The sequence below is a fragment of the Dyella sp. A6 genome (genome assembly GCF_036320485.1).
GTDB classification, from domain to species: Bacteria; Pseudomonadota; Gammaproteobacteria; order Xanthomonadales; family Rhodanobacteraceae; genus Rhodanobacter_A; species Rhodanobacter_A aluminiiresistens.
On record NZ_CP132911.1, the window covers coordinates 304,455 to 322,412 of the forward strand.

The 17,958-nt window shown below is 66.0% G+C and carries 12 protein-coding genes and 1 tRNA gene; 7 read left to right on the top strand and 6 right to left on the bottom strand.

All coding sequences use genetic code 11. The annotated features are described in order from the left end of the window. Positions 1-3: 3 nt before the first annotated feature. The 4 genes from RA164_RS01240 (at position 4) to RA164_RS01255 (ending at position 5,681) form a co-directional block, all read left to right on the top strand. The gene (locus RA164_RS01240; RefSeq protein ID WP_412731054.1) at positions 4-1,074 is read left to right on the top strand and encodes a glycerophosphodiester phosphodiesterase; all 1,071 of its coding nucleotides are present in this window, start codon (positions 4-6) and stop codon (positions 1,072-1,074) included. Positions 1,075-1,185: 111 nt separating this feature from the next. Next, positions 1,186-2,460 carry a sterol desaturase family protein gene (locus RA164_RS01245; RefSeq protein ID WP_329742168.1) on the top strand — a complete coding sequence of 425 codons (1,275 nt, stop codon included), beginning with the start codon at positions 1,186-1,188 and terminating at the stop codon, positions 2,458-2,460. Positions 2,461-2,554: 94 nt separating this feature from the next. Next, on the top strand, positions 2,555-4,036 hold the full coding sequence (locus tag RA164_RS01250) for an amino acid permease (protein WP_329742169.1): 1,482 nt from the start codon (positions 2,555-2,557) through the stop codon (positions 4,034-4,036). Between the two features lie 37 nt (positions 4,037-4,073). Then, complete coding sequence (locus RA164_RS01255; RefSeq protein ID WP_329742170.1) at positions 4,074-5,681, top strand: MutS-related protein; 1,608 nt, start codon at positions 4,074-4,076, stop codon at positions 5,679-5,681. Positions 5,682-5,698: 17 nt separating this feature from the next. Here RA164_RS01255 and RA164_RS01260 read toward each other — a convergent pair whose 3' ends face one another. Beyond that, positions 5,699-6,169 (bottom strand): GNAT family N-acetyltransferase, encoded by a 471-nt coding sequence (locus tag RA164_RS01260; protein WP_329742171.1) that lies wholly within the window; start codon positions 6,167-6,169, stop codon positions 5,699-5,701. A 237-nt stretch (positions 6,170-6,406) separates the two neighbouring features. Here RA164_RS01260 and RA164_RS01265 point away from each other — a divergent pair, with 237 nt between their 5' ends. Together RA164_RS01265 and RA164_RS01270 are read left to right on the top strand one after the other, a co-directional pair. Next, positions 6,407-8,332: a M61 family metallopeptidase gene (locus RA164_RS01265; protein ID WP_329742172.1), complete on the top strand. Its 1,926-nt coding sequence runs from the start codon at positions 6,407-6,409 to the stop codon at positions 8,330-8,332. A 258-nt stretch (positions 8,333-8,590) separates the two neighbouring features. Continuing rightward, complete coding sequence (locus tag RA164_RS01270) at positions 8,591-10,510, top strand: M61 family metallopeptidase (RefSeq protein WP_329742173.1); 1,920 nt, start codon at positions 8,591-8,593, stop codon at positions 10,508-10,510. Positions 10,511-10,652: 142 nt separating this feature from the next. On the opposite strand, the gene RA164_RS01275 is transcribed toward RA164_RS01270, so the two are convergent. The 5 genes from RA164_RS01275 to RA164_RS01295 form a co-directional block, all read right to left on the bottom strand. Further along, positions 10,653-10,922 carry a hypothetical protein gene (locus RA164_RS01275; RefSeq protein WP_329742174.1) on the bottom strand — a complete coding sequence of 90 codons (270 nt, stop codon included), beginning with the start codon at positions 10,920-10,922 and terminating at the stop codon, positions 10,653-10,655. Positions 10,923-11,168: 246 nt separating this feature from the next. Beyond that, positions 11,169-14,228, bottom strand: coding sequence for an efflux RND transporter permease subunit (locus RA164_RS01280; RefSeq protein ID WP_329742175.1), 3,060 nt, complete (start codon positions 14,226-14,228; stop codon positions 11,169-11,171). A gap of 274 nt (positions 14,229-14,502) precedes the next feature. Then, positions 14,503-15,663: an efflux RND transporter periplasmic adaptor subunit gene (locus RA164_RS01285; protein WP_329742176.1), complete on the bottom strand. Its 1,161-nt coding sequence runs from the start codon at positions 15,661-15,663 to the stop codon at positions 14,503-14,505. An 11-nt stretch (positions 15,664-15,674) separates the two neighbouring features. Next, positions 15,675-17,210 carry an efflux transporter outer membrane subunit gene (locus RA164_RS01290; RefSeq protein ID WP_329742177.1) on the bottom strand — a complete coding sequence of 512 codons (1,536 nt, stop codon included), beginning with the start codon at positions 17,208-17,210 and terminating at the stop codon, positions 15,675-15,677. A 19-nt stretch (positions 17,211-17,229) separates the two neighbouring features. Further along, the gene (locus RA164_RS01295; protein ID WP_329742178.1) at positions 17,230-17,565 is read right to left on the bottom strand and encodes a hypothetical protein; all 336 of its coding nucleotides are present in this window, start codon (positions 17,563-17,565) and stop codon (positions 17,230-17,232) included. Between the two features lie 247 nt (positions 17,566-17,812). Between RA164_RS01295 and RA164_RS01300 the strand changes: the two genes are divergently transcribed. Continuing rightward, positions 17,813-17,889: transfer RNA gene (locus RA164_RS01300), tRNA-Arg, on the top strand. The last annotated feature ends 69 nt before the right edge of the window (positions 17,890-17,958 follow it).

The window sequence follows — 17,958 nt, forward strand, 5'->3', positions numbered from 1 at the left end:
CGGATGCCGGTCATGCCGCTGCCGCACGTCGAGAAACCGCTGGCCGCCAGGGTACGCGTGATCGGCCATCGCGGCGCGCCGGTCTGGTTCCCGGAACATACGCTCGCCTCGTATGCCAGGGCGATGGCCGACGGCGCCGACTTCGTCGAGCCGGACCTGGTGATGAGCCGCGACGGTGTGCTGGTGATCCGTCACGAGAACGAGATCGGCACGACCACCGACGTGGCCAAGCATGCCGCATTCGCGGATCGCCGCAGTACCAGGACGATCGACGGCACATCGGTGACCGGCTGGTTCACCGAGGATTTCACGCTGGCCGAACTGAAGACCCTACGCGCCCGCGAACGTCTGCCGCAGCTGCGCGGCACGGCGCATGACGGTGTCCATGCGCTGGTCACGCTGGAGGAATTCATCGAGTTCGTCGCGGCCGAGTCGGCGGCGCTGGGGCGGGTCATCGGCATCATCCCCGAAATCAAACACGGCACTTATTTCCGGCAGCGCGGGCTGCCGATGGAAGACGTGCTGCTCGATGCGTTGGCGACCCACGCGTACACGCGCAGCGCGCCGGTGGAGATCCAGTCGTTCGAAGTCGGCAACCTGAAATATCTGCGCAGTCGTCTGGGCGACGCGTATCCGCAGGTCCGCCTGCTGCAGTTGATGGACGCGCCCGCGCGGCAGCCTTTCGATGTGGTGGCCCGGTCGGGGACGCTGACCTACGGTCAGATGATGACGCCTGCGGGCCTGGCCGAGGTGGCCGGGTATGCAGATGCGATCGGCCCGGCGCTGGAGGCGATCATCCCCAGCGAGGCGACGCAGCGGCTGGGTGTGGCGACGACGCTGGTCCGCGATGCGCACCGGGCCGGGCTGGAAGTCCATCCGTATACCTTCCGTCCGGAAAACGGCTTCCTGCCGCGCGACTACTGGCTGGGCGACGATCCGGACACGCGCAACGAGGCCGGGCTGGTCGCCCTGATCGGCCGTTACCTCGAGGCCGGGATCGACGCCTTCTTCACCGACGACGTGGCGGCCGGATGCCGCGCGCTGCGGCGCTCGATGAGCGTACCCGGCGCCTGATCAGCGGCGGGTCGCGGCCATGCTGCGTAGCGCGATGTCGGCCGTAGCGGTGCTCGGTATGATCGTGCCATCGAGGTGATGGGGCGGCGCGTCGATCGGGCCGCGTGGAACATGCTGACTCCCGAACGCATCATGGCCTGGGCGATCCCGGGCTTTTTCGTGCTCATCGCGATCGAGTTCGCGGTGGCGCGCTGGCGTGGCCGCCCGCAAGCCTACCGGGCCAACGACGCAATCAACAGTCTTGGCCTGGGCATGCTTTCGCAGATCGTCGGCGTCTTCACGCGACTGTTCAACGTGGGCGTGTACGCATGGTTTGCGGAACACCTGGCGCCATGGTCATTGCCGGCGGACCGGGTGTGGGTGTGGATCAGCGGCCTGCTGCTCTACGACTTCCTTTACTACTGGCTGCATCGTGGCGGTCACCGGGTGGCGCTGCTGTGGGCGGCGCACGTGGTGCACCACCAGAGCGAGCGCTACAACCTCACCACTGCGCTGCGCCAGACCGGTACCGGCTTCCTGCTGGGCTGGGTGTTCTACCTGCCGATGGCGTTGCTGGGTTATCCGGTGGCGGTGTTCGCGGTCATCGCACTGATCGACCTGCTGTACCAGTTCTGGGTGCACACCGAACAGATCGGCCGGCTGGGCTGGTTCGACCGCGTGTTCTGTTCGCCGTCGAATCACCGCGCGCATCATGCGGTGAACGAGCGTTACCTCGACCGCAACTATGGCGGCATCCTGATCGTGTGGGATCGTCTGTTCGGCAGCTTCGTCGAGGAAAGCGACAGCGACCCGCCGGTCTACGGCACGCGTTCGCCGCTGCGCAGCTGGAATCCGCTGTGGGCGAACGTCGAGGTGTACTGGACCTTGTGGCGGAGTGCCCGACACGCGCGACGCTGGCGCGACAGGCTGCAGGTGTGGCTGCGTCCACCGGGCTGGCGTCCGGCCGATGCGCACGGAGACACAACGGTGCCGCGTTTCGATATCGATCATGCGCCGTTCGACCCGCCGATATCGCGGGCGCTGCGCGCCTATTGCCTGATCCAGTTCGGACTGCTGTTGCTGATGGGCATGCATTTTCTTCGCGTGGCGACGCGACTTGGCGGGGTCGAAGCTGCGGGTTACGCGCTGTGGCTGGTCGCCGGCCTGTGCACCATCGGTCTGTTGCTGGAAAGGCGTCGTGGCGCCGCGTGGCTGGAGGTCCTGCGGGTGCTTGGCATGGCCGTCATCCCGCTGGCTTGCGGGCGCTGGTTCGGCGTGACTCACCTGGATATCCGGCTGGGTCTGGCGATGCTCGTGGTGTTCGGTGCCAGTGCCCTGGCGCTGCCCTGGATGCATGCGCACGATGACGGACATGGACCACGTTCCGATCGAGTCACGACGGGCTGAAGCGATAGCGCATTATTCAATCGGGCACAGGTCATGCCGTGCGCGCAGCACACATTCGTTATGATCGGGGTTGGTTTTTGAAGGGGAAGTGCTGATGAGTGTTCTTGGCCGTATGCTGCGCCACAAGTCCGTCGAACAGCTGCAATCAGAGGCAGGCAAGAGCGGCGACTTCCGCCGCGTGCTGGGTCTGTGGCAGCTCACCGCGATCGGCATTGGCGCGATCATCGGCGTGGGCATCTTCGTGCTGGCCGGACAGCAGGCGGCGGCGAACGCCGGTCCTGCGGTGGTGCTGTCGTTCCTGATCGCGGGTATCGGCAGCGCATGCGCTGCACTGTCCTACGCGGAGTTCTCCGGCATGATCCCGGTCACCGGCAGCGCGTACACCTACGGTTACGCGGTGCTCGGCGAGTTCGTCGCCTGGGTGATCGGTTGGGACCTGCTGCTGGAATACGCGCTGATCGTGGCGGTGGTGGCGATCGGCTGGTCGGGCTACGTGCAGGCGCTGCTGCTGCAGTTGACCGGCTGGACGCTGCCGAGCTGGGCGCAGGGCGCGATCGGCAGCGGTCACGGTCATGTGTTCAACGTGGTCGCCGCGGCGATCTCGCTGCTGATCGCATGGATGCTGACGGTGAAGACCGAATGGGGCGCGCGCGCGAATACCGTGATCGTGACGATCAAGATCATCGGCGTGGCGCTGGTGATCGGCGTCGGCGCGTTCTACGTGAACACCGCCAACTGGCATCCGTTCATTCCGCCGGCGACGACCGGTGCCGACGGCATCATGCATTACGGCTGGAGCGGCGTGCTGGCCGCGTCCAGCGTGGTGTTCTTCGCGGTGTTCGGCTACGACACTTTGACCACCGCCGCCGAGGAATCGCGTCATCCGCAGCGCGACCTGCCACGCGCGGTGCTGCTGTCGCTGCTGGTGTCGATGGCGCTGTATCTGGCGGTGTCGCTGATCCTGACCGGCATGGTGCCGTTCCGCGAGCTCAACAGCCCCGCGCCGGTGGATGCGGCATTCAAGGCGCTGGGCCTGAACTGGGTGCGTGGCGTGATCAACGTCGCCGCCATCGCCGGCATCACCAGCGTGCTGTTCGCCTTCATGCTGGGCGCGGCGCGCATCTGGTTCGCGCTGGCGCGCGATGGCCTGTTGCCGACCTGGTTCGCCAAGGTGCATCCGAAGCACGGCACCCCGCATCGTCCGACCCTGATCCTCGGCGTGTTCACCGCGCTGGTGGCCGGCCTGCTGCCGATTGGCGAAGTGGCCGAACTGGTCAACATCGGCACGCTGTCGGCGTTCATCGTGATCTGCACCGCGGTGCTGGTGCTGCGCGTGCGCAAGCCGCAGATCCGGCGCAGCTTCCGCACCCCGGCGATCTGGCTGATCTCGCCGCTGGGCGTGCTGTTCTCGATGATGCTGATCTTCGGCCTGCCGTGGCATGCGGCCGATGGCTGGCACCGCATCGGCGGCCTGCCGGGCATCACTTTCGAGCGCTTCGTGATCTGGATGGCGCTGGGCTGCCTGATCTACTTCGGCTATGGCATGCGTCACAGCAAGCTCGAGCAGGGCAACTGAGGACGTGGTGACGCGCATCCAGGGGAGGGCGGCGATCATGACGCTGCTGCCGAAGTGGCTCGCCTACCCCAACCTGGACGCGCTGTTTCCATGGCGGCGCGCCCTGACCGCGCTGCGTGAGCAGTGGGGCCGACCGGGCAGCAAGAACGAGCCCAGCGCCGCCCGCTATTTCCGGCTCGTTCGCGGCAATGTCGTCGACGCCTGTGTGGACGACAAGACCTGGGACGACCTCGAATATCCGGGGTTGTTCTTGCTGATGGACACCACCGTCACGCCGCTGGGCAGCCAGGTACTGTTCCGGCGGATGCGCGAGTACATCCAGGAACCGGAACCGCTGGCCGCACGCTACACGCTCTACCGGCAACTGCACGAAAATGTCGCGTTGCGCGAACGCATCCAGCTGAAGCTGATGCCGTTGAAGGAGCCGGAGCACGGACGCATCGCCGACGCGCTGCTCGGCGACGAACTGGCCATGCCGCCGCATCGCGGCCTGATATACCTGTGGAGCCTGCTCTCGGTGGCGGTGCTGGCTGCCAGCATCGCGTGGTCATGGCCGGTGTGGATCTGGTGCGCGATGCTCGCGGTCAATGGCGTCGTGCTGTACCGCAGCTACTGGAGCACGCTGCGCGACATCCATACCTTGAAAGGATGCGTGCAGATGCTGCGTGTGGCCGATACGCTTGCATCGCTGCATGCGGCGCACCCGTGGTGTACGCCATTGGTCCGCTTGCACGAGCTACGTGGGCATCGCGTGCAGGCTGGTCGAGCCCTGTTGCCGATGGCCCTGCTGAAGTATCCGATCGTGTCGTACGTCGCGGTCTGGCTGAACCTGGCGTTCCTGCTGGAACTGGTCGTGCACCTGCGCTCGGTGACCCGGTTCTACCGCATGCGCGAGCGACTGGTGCCGATCTTCGAAGCGCTGGGCGAGATCGATGCGGCGATCGCCACGGCATCGTTCCTTGCCTCCCGTCCCGTGTACTGCCAGCCGCAGGTCGTGGAACAGGCACAGCTGGAGATCGAGGCGGGCGAGCACCCGCTGCTGGCGAAGGGTATTGCCAACACCATCCGGCTTGACCGGTGCTCGCTGCTGGTCACCGGTTCGAACATGGCCGGCAAGACCACCTTCGTGAAGATGGTGGGCATGAATGCCATCCTCGGCCGCACGCTGGGTTTCTGTCTGGCCGCGCGGGCGGTCCTGCCAACACGGCCGGTGATGGCTGCGATCCACGGCATGCATTCGGTGGCATCGGGCAAGAGCCATTACTTCGCGGAGATCGAGGCGATCCATGTCTTCCTGGACAAGGCGGCGCAGGCGCAGGGCGGGCTGTTCGTGATCGACGAACCGTTCAGCGGTACCAACACCGTCGAGCGGGTGGCGATCGCGCGTGCCGTGCTCGAACGGCTGGGCGAAGCCTCGCTGGTGCTGGTCACCACCCACGACATCGAACTGCAGGACATGCTTGGCGCAGGCTATACGCTTTGCCATTTTCAGGAAGACCCCGAGGTGAACGGGTTCTTCGACTACCGTCTGCGGCCCGGTCCGGCCACCGCGCGCAATGCCATCCGGCTGCTGGCGCGTGTTGATTTTCCGGGCGATGTCGTCACCCGCGCGCTGGCCTATGCGGGTGCGGGAGCCGCCACGTAGCGGCTGGTACGCATCGGCTAGCCGATGCGGCCTTCGATCCGCTTCGTCATGAACACGCTGTTCGGGTCGGGGCGGTAGTCGCCGAAGGGTGGGCAGGGCGTGAACCCGAAGCTTGCATACAGCTGCCGCGCCGGCTCGAAGAAGGCCATCGAGCCGGTTTCCAGGCTGACCCGCCGGTAGCCGCGTGCGCCGGCCTGGTCGAGCAGGTGCCGCAGCATCCGTGAGCCCACCCCGCGGCGCAGATGGGTGGCGGCGGTGCGCATCGACTTGATCTCGCCGTGGTCGGGCTCGAGTTGCCGCAGCGCGCCGAAGCCGGCCAGCGTCTTTCCGTCCCACATGCACCAGAACGTGATGTCGGGGTGCTGCAGGCCGCCCAGGTCCAGCGCGTGCCGGCTTTCGGCCGGCGCGGTGGGAGCGAGCGTGCGCAGGTGCTCGTGCAGCAGGGCGAGTACGCGCGGGTCGTCCAGCATGCCGGTGCGGATATCCATGCGGGGCCTGTCGGTTGGTCTGATGTCGTGCGCGATCATAGCCGTTGCAGGCCACGGGCGGCGGCACGGACGCAAGAGCTTGCGTCAGCCCCCGGCATGACCTCTGGCAGGGTGAGCGGCGTGACCTTCGATCTACCATCGGCCGGTGATGTGCCGGACGCCACCGCGGTGTCCGGCTGTTTCCTGCCGGTGGCGCGAGGGGGGTCCTGCGCGCCGGCGCCTGCCCGGAGTGTCCCTGTGAAAAGCCATGCCTTCCGTTCCAGCCTGATCGCCGCCGCGGTGGTCGGGGCGCTGTCCCTTTCCGCAGCTTCCTTCGCGCAGGATGCCTCGCGGCCGGCGCCGGTCGACCAACCGTATCCCGGCCAGCTCACCGTCAATGTCGATCTCACCGATGCACCCAAGCGGATCTTCCGCGTGCACGAGACGATCCCGGTGAAGTCCGGCCCGTTCACCCTGCTGTACCCGCAGTGGATTCCCGGCGAGCATGCGCCTTCCGGTCCGGTCGAGAACGTGGCCGGCCTGATCATCAAGGCGAACGGCAAGCAGCTGCCGTGGCGGCGCGACCTGCGCGACATGTTCGCGATCAACCTGGATGTGCCGGCGGGCGTGACCCAGCTGGACGTCAGCTTCCAGTTCCTGTCGCCGGCACCGGGCCACGGCAGCCTGTTCGGCGCCAGCGCCTCGTCCACGCCGAATTTCGTGGACGTGGAGTTCAACCAGGTGGCGTTCTATCCCTCCGGCTACTACTCCAGCCAGATCCACATCAAGCCGACCGTGGATCTGCCGGCCGGCTGGAAGTTCGCCACCGCGATGCGGGAGGAGAGCCGTTCGGGCAACTCCATCCACTTCAAGCCGCTGACCTTCAACAACTTCGTCGACTCGCCGATGATCGCAGGCGTGCACTTCAACCGCGTGAACCTGGCACCCGGCGCCAAGGTGCCGGTGCACCTGAACGTGGTGGGCGACGCGGCCGACGACGTCAAGCTCACGCCCAAGCAGCTCGAACAGCAGCGCGCGGTGGTGAAGCAGGCGGCCCTGCTGTTCCAGTCGCATCACTATCACCACTACGACTTCCTGCTGACGCTGTCCGATCACACCGGACATTTCGGTCTGGAACACCACCAGTCCAGCGACGACCGCCTGCCGTCCGACTTCTTCACCAATGACGCCATGCACACGGCGGCAGCCAGCCTGATGCCGCACGAGTACGTGCATTCCTGGAACGGCAAGTTCCGTCGCCCGGCCGACCTGTGGACGCCCAACTTCAACGTGAAGGAGCAGGACGACCTGCTGTGGGTATACGAAGGCCTCACCGACTACTGGTGCAGCGTGCTCACCGCGCGTGCCGGCCTGTGGACGCCCGATCAGTTCCGCGAGGCGATGGCGTCGATGGACGCGGCGATGAGCGCGCGTACCGGCCGCGTCTGGCGTTCGCTGCAGGACACCGCCTCCGCCGCGCCGCTGACCTATTACGGCGGCGGCGGCTGGATCAACTGGCGTCGTGGCACCGACTTCTATCCCGAAGGCCAGCTGCTGTGGCTGGACGTGGACACCAAGATCCGCGAGCTCAGCCACGGCAAGCATTCGCTGGATGATTTCGCGCGTGCCTTCTACGGCATGGACAACGGCAGCTACGTCACCAAGACCTACACCTTCGACGATGTGGTGAACACGCTTAACCAGGTGCAGCCGTACGACTGGGCCAAGTTCCTGCGCACGCGGCTGGACTACACCGGTCCGGAGCTGCCCGAGCACGGCATCCAGCGTGGTGGCTGGAAGCTGGTCTACACCGACAAGCCCAACGTGATGGACAAGGCGCGCGAATCGTTGATGCACGGCATCAACATGGCCTACTCGATCGGTCTGTCGGCATCCAGCAGCGGCAACATCTATGACGTGCAGTGGAACGGGCCGGCGTTCAAGGCGGGCCTGGTGCCGGGTCTGACCATCATCGCGGTTGACGGCAAGGACTTCACGCCCGACGGTCTGAAGGACGCGGTGGCGGCGGCGAAGGGTAACAACACGCCGATCAAGCTGCTGGTGAAGAACATCGACGTCTACAACACGGTGGAGATCGACTACCACGGCGGCCTGCGCTACCCGCACCTGGTGCGTACCAGCGGCAAGGACTGGCTCGACGCGATCGGCACCGCCCGCAAGTAATGCCCGGGTCTGCGGCGGTTCCGCCGTAGCCTCCAGCAACGGCCGCCCCGGGGGCGGCCGTTGCTGTTTCGGCCGCAGGTTCGTGCGATCCGGCATGGGCGCGCGGGTTTTCGCGCGTGCCGTTCACCTGCGACGTGGCACCCATGCCGCGGGCATGACCTCTGGCAGGGGGAGCGCGTATGTCCACGGGTCTAGCATCGGGTCTTTGACCCCGCACGTTGCGTGTTGCAGCGGGGCTTCGCCGCAGGAGACACCCCCTTGAAAGTCACCAACCTTGCCGCCGCCCTGATCGTCGCCGGTCTCGGCTTCGCCGCGGTTCCCGCTCACGCCGACATCGTGCGCACCGGCAATGTGCCGCCGCCGCAGGACGTGCCCTACACCGCCGGTACGCTGCAGATTCACGTCGACGCCACCGACATCGATCACCGCGTCTTCCGCGTGCACGAAGTGATTCCGACCGCGTCCGGCCCGCTCACCCTGCTGTACCCGCAGTGGCTGCCGGGCGATCACGAGCCGTCGGGCACGATCGACGCGCTGGCCGGCCTGGTGGTCAAGGCCAACGGCAAGACGCTGAACTGGACCCGCGATCCGTTCAACGTGTTCGCCTTCCACGTCGACGTGCCGCAGGGCGTGCACGCGGTGGACGTCGACTTCCAGTATCTCTCGCCGCAGAACCGCCGCGAGGGGCGCATCGTGATGACGCCGGAAATGCTCGACCTGCAGTGGAGCAGCAACACGATCTACCCGGCGGGTTACTACAGCAAGGACATCAAGGTCGACGCCAGCGCCACCTTCCCGGCCGGCTGGCAGTTCGGCACCGCGCTGGACGTGGCCTCGCGCGACGGCAGTACGGTGAACTTCAAGACCATCACCTACAACGCACTGGTCGATTCACCGGTCTACGCCGGCAAGTACTTCAAGCGCATCGACCTGGCGCCGGGCTCCAAGACGCCGGTGCACCTGGACGTGGTGGCCGACCAGCCGAAGGACCTGGACATCACGCCGGAGCAGATCAAGATCCACCGCGACCTGGTGCAGCAGATGTACAAGCTGTACGGCGCGCACCACTACAACCACTACGACTTCCTGCTCTCGCTGAGCAACAAGATGGGCGGCGAAGGCCTGGAGCACCACCGCTCCAGCGAGAACGGCACCGGTCCGGGCTACTTCACCAAGTGGAAGCAGGACTGGGCCATGCGCGACCTGCTGTCGCACGAGTTCAACCATTCGTGGGACGGCAAGTACCGTCGTCCGTTCGACCTGTGGACGCCGAACTTCAACGTCGCGATGGGTGACACCCTGCTGTGGGTGTACGAGGGCCAGACCCAGTTCTGGGGCCAGGTGATGGCCGCCCGCTCGGGCCTGTGGACCGACGCGCAGTTCCGCGACATGCTGGCCAACGTAGCCGCCACCTATGATCGCGGCCGTCCGGGTCTTGCGACCTGGCGCAACGTGCAGGACACCACCAACGATCCGCCGATCGCCCAGCGCGCTCCGCTGCCGTACCGCAACTACCAGGGCAGCGAGGACTACTACAGCGCCGGTCAGCTGATCTGGCTGGACGTCGACGGCAAGCTGCGTGAGCTGACCCACGGCAAGAAGAACCTCGACAACTTCGCCCGTGCCTTCTTCGGCATGGACAACGGTTCGTGGGTGGTCAACACCTACCACTTCCAGGACGTGGTGAACACGCTCAACAGCATCGCTCCGTACGACTGGGCCAAGTACCTGCGCACCCGCCTTGATGGTCACGGCCCGCTGATCGGCGGCCTGGAATCGCATGGCTGGAAGCTGGTCTACACTGACAAGCCGTCCGATGCCCTGAAGGCGATGGAAGCGCACTACCACTTCGCCAACCTGATGTATTCGATCGGCGTGGCGGTAGGCAAGGGCGGCCACATCGCCGACGTGCTGTGGAACGGCCCCGCGTTCAAGGCCGGTCTGTCGCCGGGCATGAGCATCGTGGCCGTGAACGGTCATGACTACAGCAACGATGCACTGGCCAATGCGGTGACCGCGTCCGCCAAGGACAAGAGCATGCCGGTCAAGCTGCTGGTCAAGAACTTCAACGAGTTCAAGACCATCGAGATCGACTACCACGAGGGTCTGAAGTATCCGCACCTGGTGCGCGACACCAGCCGTCCGGACACGCTGACCAAGCTGATCAAGCCGCTCTGATCCAGCCAGGCCGCAAGGCCGTCGACGGTGGGTGCCGCAGTGCCCCGCCGGTCAAAAAAAGGGGCGCCCGTCATGGGCGCCCCTTTCTGTTGCGGGCAGAACATTTCAGCGCGTGAAATGCCAGGCCTGCGATGTCGTCGTGTCAGGCGGTGGCCTGCTTGTGATGGTCCGGCAGAAAGAACAGCACCAGCAGGCCGAGCAGGCTGAACAGCCCGAGCACGCCGAACCATCCCGAGTGGCCCTTGCCCTTCGCGTACTGGGTGCAGCCCCAGATGAACAGGACGTACCCGACCAGCAGGATCAGCAGTCCGAACCCCGGGTTCCCGGCCCTGACCAGCAGGCGGCCGGCGATTTCAGCGACCAGGCCCAGGCCGACGCCGATATTCGTCGAGCGTTTGTACTCTGCGAGCATATGCATTCCCCATGTGCGACGCCGTGCTGGACCCCATGTCCGGGCGTGTCCCCTGGATAGTCTGCGGCGAGGCCATGGCGGTCAATCAGGGAACCCCTACATGGGCTGGCTGCGGGCGTGTTCCGGGCCGCACACGCCGGGTGTGCACCGGGTGTACATGGCGGGTGCCGGCCGCATACGGAAAAGGCGCGGTTGCCCGCGCCTTTTCCGTGTCGTGACGGATTGCGATCCGTCGTCGTCAGCCGCTCAGGCTTCCAGCAGCGGCGGGTCCTGTGGCTTGTCCTGGTCCGCGTGGTGATCGGTGGACAGCAGCATGTAGAACGCCGGCACCACGAACAGGGTGAACAGCGTGCCGATTGACAAGCCGGTGGAGATCACCAGACCCATGTTGAAGCGGCCCGCCGCACCGGCACCGGAGGCGATCACCAGCGGGATCACGCCCAACACCATCGCCGCGGTGGTCATCAGGATTGGACGCAGGCGCACCGCGGCGGCATGTTCGATCGCCTCGCGCTTGCTCATGCCGGACAGCTGCGAGTGATTGGCGAACTCGACCATCAGGATGCCGTGCTTGCTGATCAGGCCCATCAGGGTCACCAGGCCCACTTCGGTGTAGATGTTGAGGCTGGTGAACAGGTTGACGAAGATCAGCGCACCGAACAGCGCCAGCGGCACCGAGACCAGGATCACGATCGGGTCGCGCAGGCTGTTGAACTGTGCCGACAGCGCCAGGAACACGATGATCACGGCGAACAGCAGGGTGCCGATGAAGCCGCCGGATTCCTGTATGAACTGCCGCGACTGGCCGGAGTAGTCCACGTTGTAGCCGGTCGGCGCCACCTGCTTCACCAGCCCGGCCAGATACTTCAGTGCCTCGCCCTGCGACATGCTGGACACGCCGGAGATGGTCGCCGAGTTGAGCTGCTGGAAGTGGTTCAGCGAGCGCGGTACCACTTCATGCTTGATCCTGGCCACGGTCGAGGCCTGGACCACCTGGCCGCTGGGCGTGTTGATGTAGTAGTCCAGCACCTGGTGCGGGTTCAGGCGGTCGACCTGCAACACCTGCGGGATCACCCGGTAGGAGCGTCCGGAGATCGAGAAGTAGTTGACGTAGCCGCCGCCCAGCGCGGCACCGAGCGCGGCACCGACATCCTTCTGGGTCAGCCCCAGGGTGGAGATCATGTCGCGGTCCAGCGACACCGTGGCCTGCGGCTTGTCCAGCTTCAGGTCCGAGTCGATGAAGTAGAACTTGCCGCTGGCCTGCGCCCGCTTGAGCACCTCGTTGGCCACCTGGTCCAGGTTCTGGAACGGCTCGGTGGTGGTAATCACCATCTGGACCGGCAGGCCAGACGCGCCGGGCAGCGGCGGGAACTGGAACGCGGCGATCTTGGCGCCGGCGATGCCGTTCCACGCCTTCTGCAGTGCCAGCTGCAACTGGTGCGCGTCGCGGCTGCGCTGGTCCCACGGCTTGAACAGCACACCGCCGATGCCCTGGTTGGTGGTCGGCACGCCGGTCAGCTGGAACATCTGTTGGTACTCCGGCAGCTTCTTCGCCGCCTCGTACATCTGGTGGGCGTACACGTTCATCTGTTCGGCGGTGGCGTTCGGTGCGCCGACGATCTGCCCGGCGACCACGCCCTGGTCCTCCTCCGGCGCGAGCTTCGACTGCGAGGTCATGCCCAATGCGATGGTCGCCAGCAGCAGCAGGCCGGCCATCACGATCACCACCGACCAGGTCGACAAGGTACCGTGCAACAGGCGCCTGTAGCCGTGCTGCACGCGCTCGAACTGATGGTCGATGAACTTCACGAAGCGACCATCGTCCTGCTCACTGCGGAAGAACGTGGCGCACATCATCGGCGAGAGTGTCAGTGCGACCACCGCCGAGACGGTCACCGCGCCCGCCAGGGTGAAGGCGAACTCGGTGAACAGCGCGCCGGTAAGGCCTTTCTGGAAACCGATCGGCACATAGACCGCGATCAGCACCACGGTCATTGCCAGGATCGGTCCGCCCAGTTCGCGCGCCGCCAGCATGGCCGACTGCAGCGGGGTCTTGTGTTCCTCCTTCATGTGGCGGTCGACGTTCTCCACCACGATGATCGCGTCGTCCACCACCAGGCCGATCGCCAGCACCAGCGCCAGCAGTGTCAGCAGGTTAATCGAGTAGCCCAGCGCCAGCATCACGAAGAAGGTGCCGATCAGCGACAGCGGCATCGCGATCACCGGGATGATCACCGCACGCAGGCTGCCGAGGAACAGGAAGATCACCACCGTGACGATCAGCAGCGCTTCGATCAGGGTTTTGACCACCTCGTCGATCGAGCTGTTCACGAACTCGGTGCCGTCATACACGATCTTGCCGGTGATCCCGCTGGGCAGCTGCTGCTGGATGTCCGGGAAGGCCTCGCGTACGCGCTTGGCCACGTCCAGCACGTTGGCGTCCGGTGCCACCTTGATGCCGATGAACACCGAGCGCCGGCCGCTGAACGCCACGTTGAAGCCGTAGCTGTCCGAGCCCAGCTCGACCTTGGCCACGTCCTCGAGTCGCACGATGGAGCCGTTGACCTGCTTGATCACCAGTTGCTTGAACTGGTCGACGGTATGCAGGTTGCTGTTGGCGGTGAGGTCGACGGTCACCGCCTGCCCCTTGGACGAGCCGACCGCGGCCAGGTAGTTGTTGGCGGCCAGTGCCGCGTTGACGTCGGCGGCGGTGACGCCACGGGCGGCCATCTTCGCCGGGTCCAGCCAGGCGCGCAGGGCGAAGTTGCGTGCGCCCAGCAGTTCCGCCGTCTGCACGCCGGGAATCGAATCGAGCTTCGGCTTCACCACGCGCGACAGGTAGTCGGTGATGTTGTTGGTAGGCAGCACGTCGCTGTAGAAGCCCATGTACATCGCGTCGATGGTCTCGCCGGTCTGCACGGTGAGCACGGGCTGCTGGGCCTCGGGCGGCAACTGGTTCTTCACCGAGTTCACCTGGGTGGTGATCTCGGTCAGGGCGCGGTTGGCGTCGTAGTTCAGGCGCAGCGTGGCGGTGATGGTCGACACACCCTGCACGCTGGTGGAGGACAGGTAGTCGATGCCCTGCGCCTGCGAAATCGCCTGTTCCAGCGGCTGGGTGATGAAGCCCGCCATGGTCTGCGCGTCGGCACCGTAGTAGGCGGTGGTGACGGTGACGGTGGCGTTCTCGGTCTTCGGGTACTGGCGCACGGTGAGGCTGGTCACGGCCTTCAGGCCGAGCACCAGGATCAGCAGGCTGACGACGATCGCCAGTACCGGCTTCTTGATGAAGAGGTCGGTGAATTTCATGGGGCGTAGGGTCCGCTCGCAGTCATCCGGGTGAGTCGCGTTGTCTTCGCGGCGTCTAGCAGGCAAGGCGCGTGCCGCGGAGCCATGGCATCGCTATGGCCACGGTATGCACCGCCGACTGGCTGGCGCTGCGGAGCAACCCCGGAGTCCGGAGGCCTTTGCCTCCGGGAGTACATGAATGGTTGATTCGGTAACGGCATACATCGTCCTCGCAATGCCCGTGACCCGGGGCAAAGGGTCGCGGCGCGACCAGCTGGATGGCGGTGGGCGGGCCCTAGTGTTCCTGCGGCGTGGGGTTCACGCTGTCGGCCGGCTGCACGCTGTTGTCGACAGTGATGGTGGCGCCGTTCTTCAGCTTCATCTGGCCACTGGTCACCACCTCGGTGCCGGCGCTGATGCCCTTGAGGATCGCCACCTGGTCGCCACGCGTGGCACCGAGGGTGACGAAGGCCTGCTGCACGGTCGGCAGGTTCGGCTTGCCCTGCGCATCCTTGCCCTTGCCCGGGTGCACCACGTAGACGGTGTCGCCGTAGGGGTTGTAGACGATCGCCGCCTGCGGCAGCGTCAGCAGCGGATGCTGCGTGCCGACGTCCACGCTGAGCTTGGCGAACATGCCGGGGGTGAGTGTCTTGGCGGGGTTCGGCACGGTGGCTTCCACCTGCACGTTGCGGGTGCTGATGTCGACCTTGGGGTTGATCGCGCTGAGCTTGCCGTTGAAGATACGGCCCGGCCACGCATCCAGATGCAGGTGCACCGGTTCGCCTACCTTGACCTTGGCCAGCTCGCCCTGCGGAATGTTGAAGTCCACGAACATCGGGTCGAGCTGCTGCACCGTCACCACGGTGGTGCCGGCGGCGAGGTAGTCACCCGGGTTCACCGTGATGATGCCGGCGCGACCGTCGAACGGCGCACGCAGCTGCTTCTTCTGGATCACCACCTGCTGCTGTGCCACTGCCGCCTGGCGGGCCTGGTAGTCGGCCCGGGCGGTATCGAAATCGGCTTCGCTGATCGCCTTGGCGGCAAGCTGGCGACGGGCCCGTTCGAGGGTGAGCTTCGCCAGCTGGGCATTCGCCTGGAGCTGGTGCAGCTGGGCCACTTCGTCGCCGTCGCGCAGTTGCACCAGCAACTGGCCCTGCTTCACGTCCTGGCCGGACTTGAGATTGACGTCGGTGACCAGTCCGGCGACTTCGGCGGCCAGGTCGGCACCCTTCACAGCGCGCAGGGTGCCGACCGCGTCGAGCGTGGGCTGCCAGGTCTGTTCGCTTGCCTTGATGGTGCTGACCGTCACCGGCCCGGGCTTGGGCAGGCTGTGGATCATGCGGACCACCAGCAGCACCTTGATGCCGGCGATCAGTGCGATCAGCGCGATCGTTCCCACGATCATCCAGATCATGCGCTTGAGAGTGCTGGGCTTTTTGTCGGCGCGCGGGCTCATGCGCGAACTCCTTAATGGGAAACGTGGGAAGAGGCGGACGCGGTCGCGGGCTGTGCACTGGCATCGCGATGCCAGCCGCCACCCAGCGCGGTATACAGGGCCGCGGTGTCGGACAGACGTGCCGCGCGGGCCTGGATCAGCGTGATGCGCGCCTGTTGGTAGCTGCGTTCGGCGTCGAGCAGGTTGAGATAGCCGGTGGCGCCGATGCGGTACTGCGCGCGGGTGAGCTCCAGCCGCTGCGAGGCGGCCTGTTCGGCGGTGGCCTGCGCGGCCAGTGTCTGGGCGTCGAACTCCAGTGCCTGCAGTGCATCGGCTACGTTCTGGAACGCCACCAGCACGGTCTGTTGCCAGTCGGCGTCGGCCTTGGCCAGGCCGGCCTGTGCGGCGCGCTTCTTGTGCAGCAGCTCGCCGCCGTGGAACAGCGGCTGGGTCAGGCCCAGGCCCAGTGACCAGGCGCCGGTGCCGGCCGAGAACAGATCGCTGGCCTGCAGTGCCTGCGAGCCGCCGCTGCCGGACAGGGTGAGTTGCGGCAGCATGGCCGCCGTGGCCACGCCGACCTCGGCCGAAGCCGCGTGCAGCAGGGCGGATGCGGCGCGGATGTCGGGTCGCTGGTCGACCAGCTGCGACGGCAGGTTGACCGGAATGTCCTGCGGCAGATGCACGGCGTCCAGCGTCAGCGGCGCGGCGTCGAACTGTGCAGGGGTGGTGCCCAAGTAGGTTGCCAGCTGGTTGCGGGTGGCCGCCAGCTTGGCGCGGAGCGGCGGCAGGGTCGCCTCGGTGGCGGCCAGCTGCGCGCGCACGGCCAGCGTGTCGGACAGCGATTTGGCACCGATCTGCTGCTGCTGCTCGGCGATCTTCAGCATCGTGCGTTGCCAGTCGATGATCTGCCGGGTGGCGCGGATCTGTTCGCGCAGCGAGGCCTCCTGCATCGAGGCGGTCACCACGTTGCCGGCGAGCGTCAGGTAGGTGGAGTCGAGCTGGGCGCGCTGGTAATCGCGTTGTGCCAGTTGTGCCTCGATGCCGCGTCGCACGCCGCCGAACAGGTCGATCGTGTAGCTGACGTTGACCGATGCGTTGTACAGCGTGAACGGACCGACCCCGCCGGGGACGCCGGAGGCGACTGCGGACTGCTTTTCGCGCGTGGCGCCCGCCCCCAGGTTCAGTGCCGGGAGCAGTCCGCCGCGTGCGGCGTCGGCATTTTCCTGCGCCTGGCGCAGTGCCGCCCGAGCGGCGGCGATCGTCGGGCTATGCTGCAGGGCCTGCTGTACGCGGCGGTCGAGTTCGCGGTTGTCGAAACGGGTCCACCAGCGTTCCGGAACCGTGTGCCCAGCGAGGAAGCGCTGGGCATCGCCGTCGGCGCTGGCGGCTGAGCGTGTCGCCGCCGGCAGCGGCTTGTTGGTGTAGCGGTCCACGGCCGGTGCGGCGGGACGCTGGAAATTCGGACCCACGGCACAGCCGCTCAGGCAGCTCACGGCCATGGCCAATGCCAGTACGGGTACGCCGCGCAGGCGTGTCGGTCGTGCAGGAAACGGGGCTTGGCGGGACAAGGGCGTTGACCTGGGCGAATTAAATGCGGTTGCGGACAATACCACACTGATGAGTGTAGTTATGTGTCTCGACGGAAACATGGCGCAATAAAGAGAAAATTCCTACACGCACGGACTTTCCATGCGTGTGGTCGACGATGGCCTGCGCATCACCGGCCTGTTCGGGTCGTGTTGGGCTGGACGGGTAGTGATCGATCCTGGGGTGTACCGACTGCATCACGCGTCCGATCCATCGCATGGCCTGGCCAAGGCCTGTCTCTTGCTTGATCGGCACGAAGCCGTCGCCGGGTCGGTCATCCAGTGCCCGAAAGGTCGCCTTGGTGCGGAAGTCCATGACGGTGGTCGAGATGGCCATGCCGTCATTGTGCCGAGTGCCAGCGGCTGCGATCAGTATGGGTTGTAAGTCGGGCGTCCTGACGTTTGTCATGTGCTGGCAGTGGTGGGCGTGCCGTACCGTGTCGGGTGCCGAACGCGGCCCGCAGCCACAAGACTCGATGGCGGCTGTGCCATGCGATGACCTTCAAAGATCCGCTTCGCCCGTCCGCACAACTTCGCTATACTGCGCGTTCGCCGCGGCCCAGCCTGCAGCGTGCATCCCGTAAGCGCCCGTAGCTCAGCCGGATAGAGTAGTGGCTTCCGAAGCCATTGGTCGGGGGTTCGAATCCCTCCGGGCGCGCCAATTTCCCATCGATCGGTACGGCATTGACGTTAGCGTTGAAAGCCGCTCGATTTGCGCATGTTCGCGCCG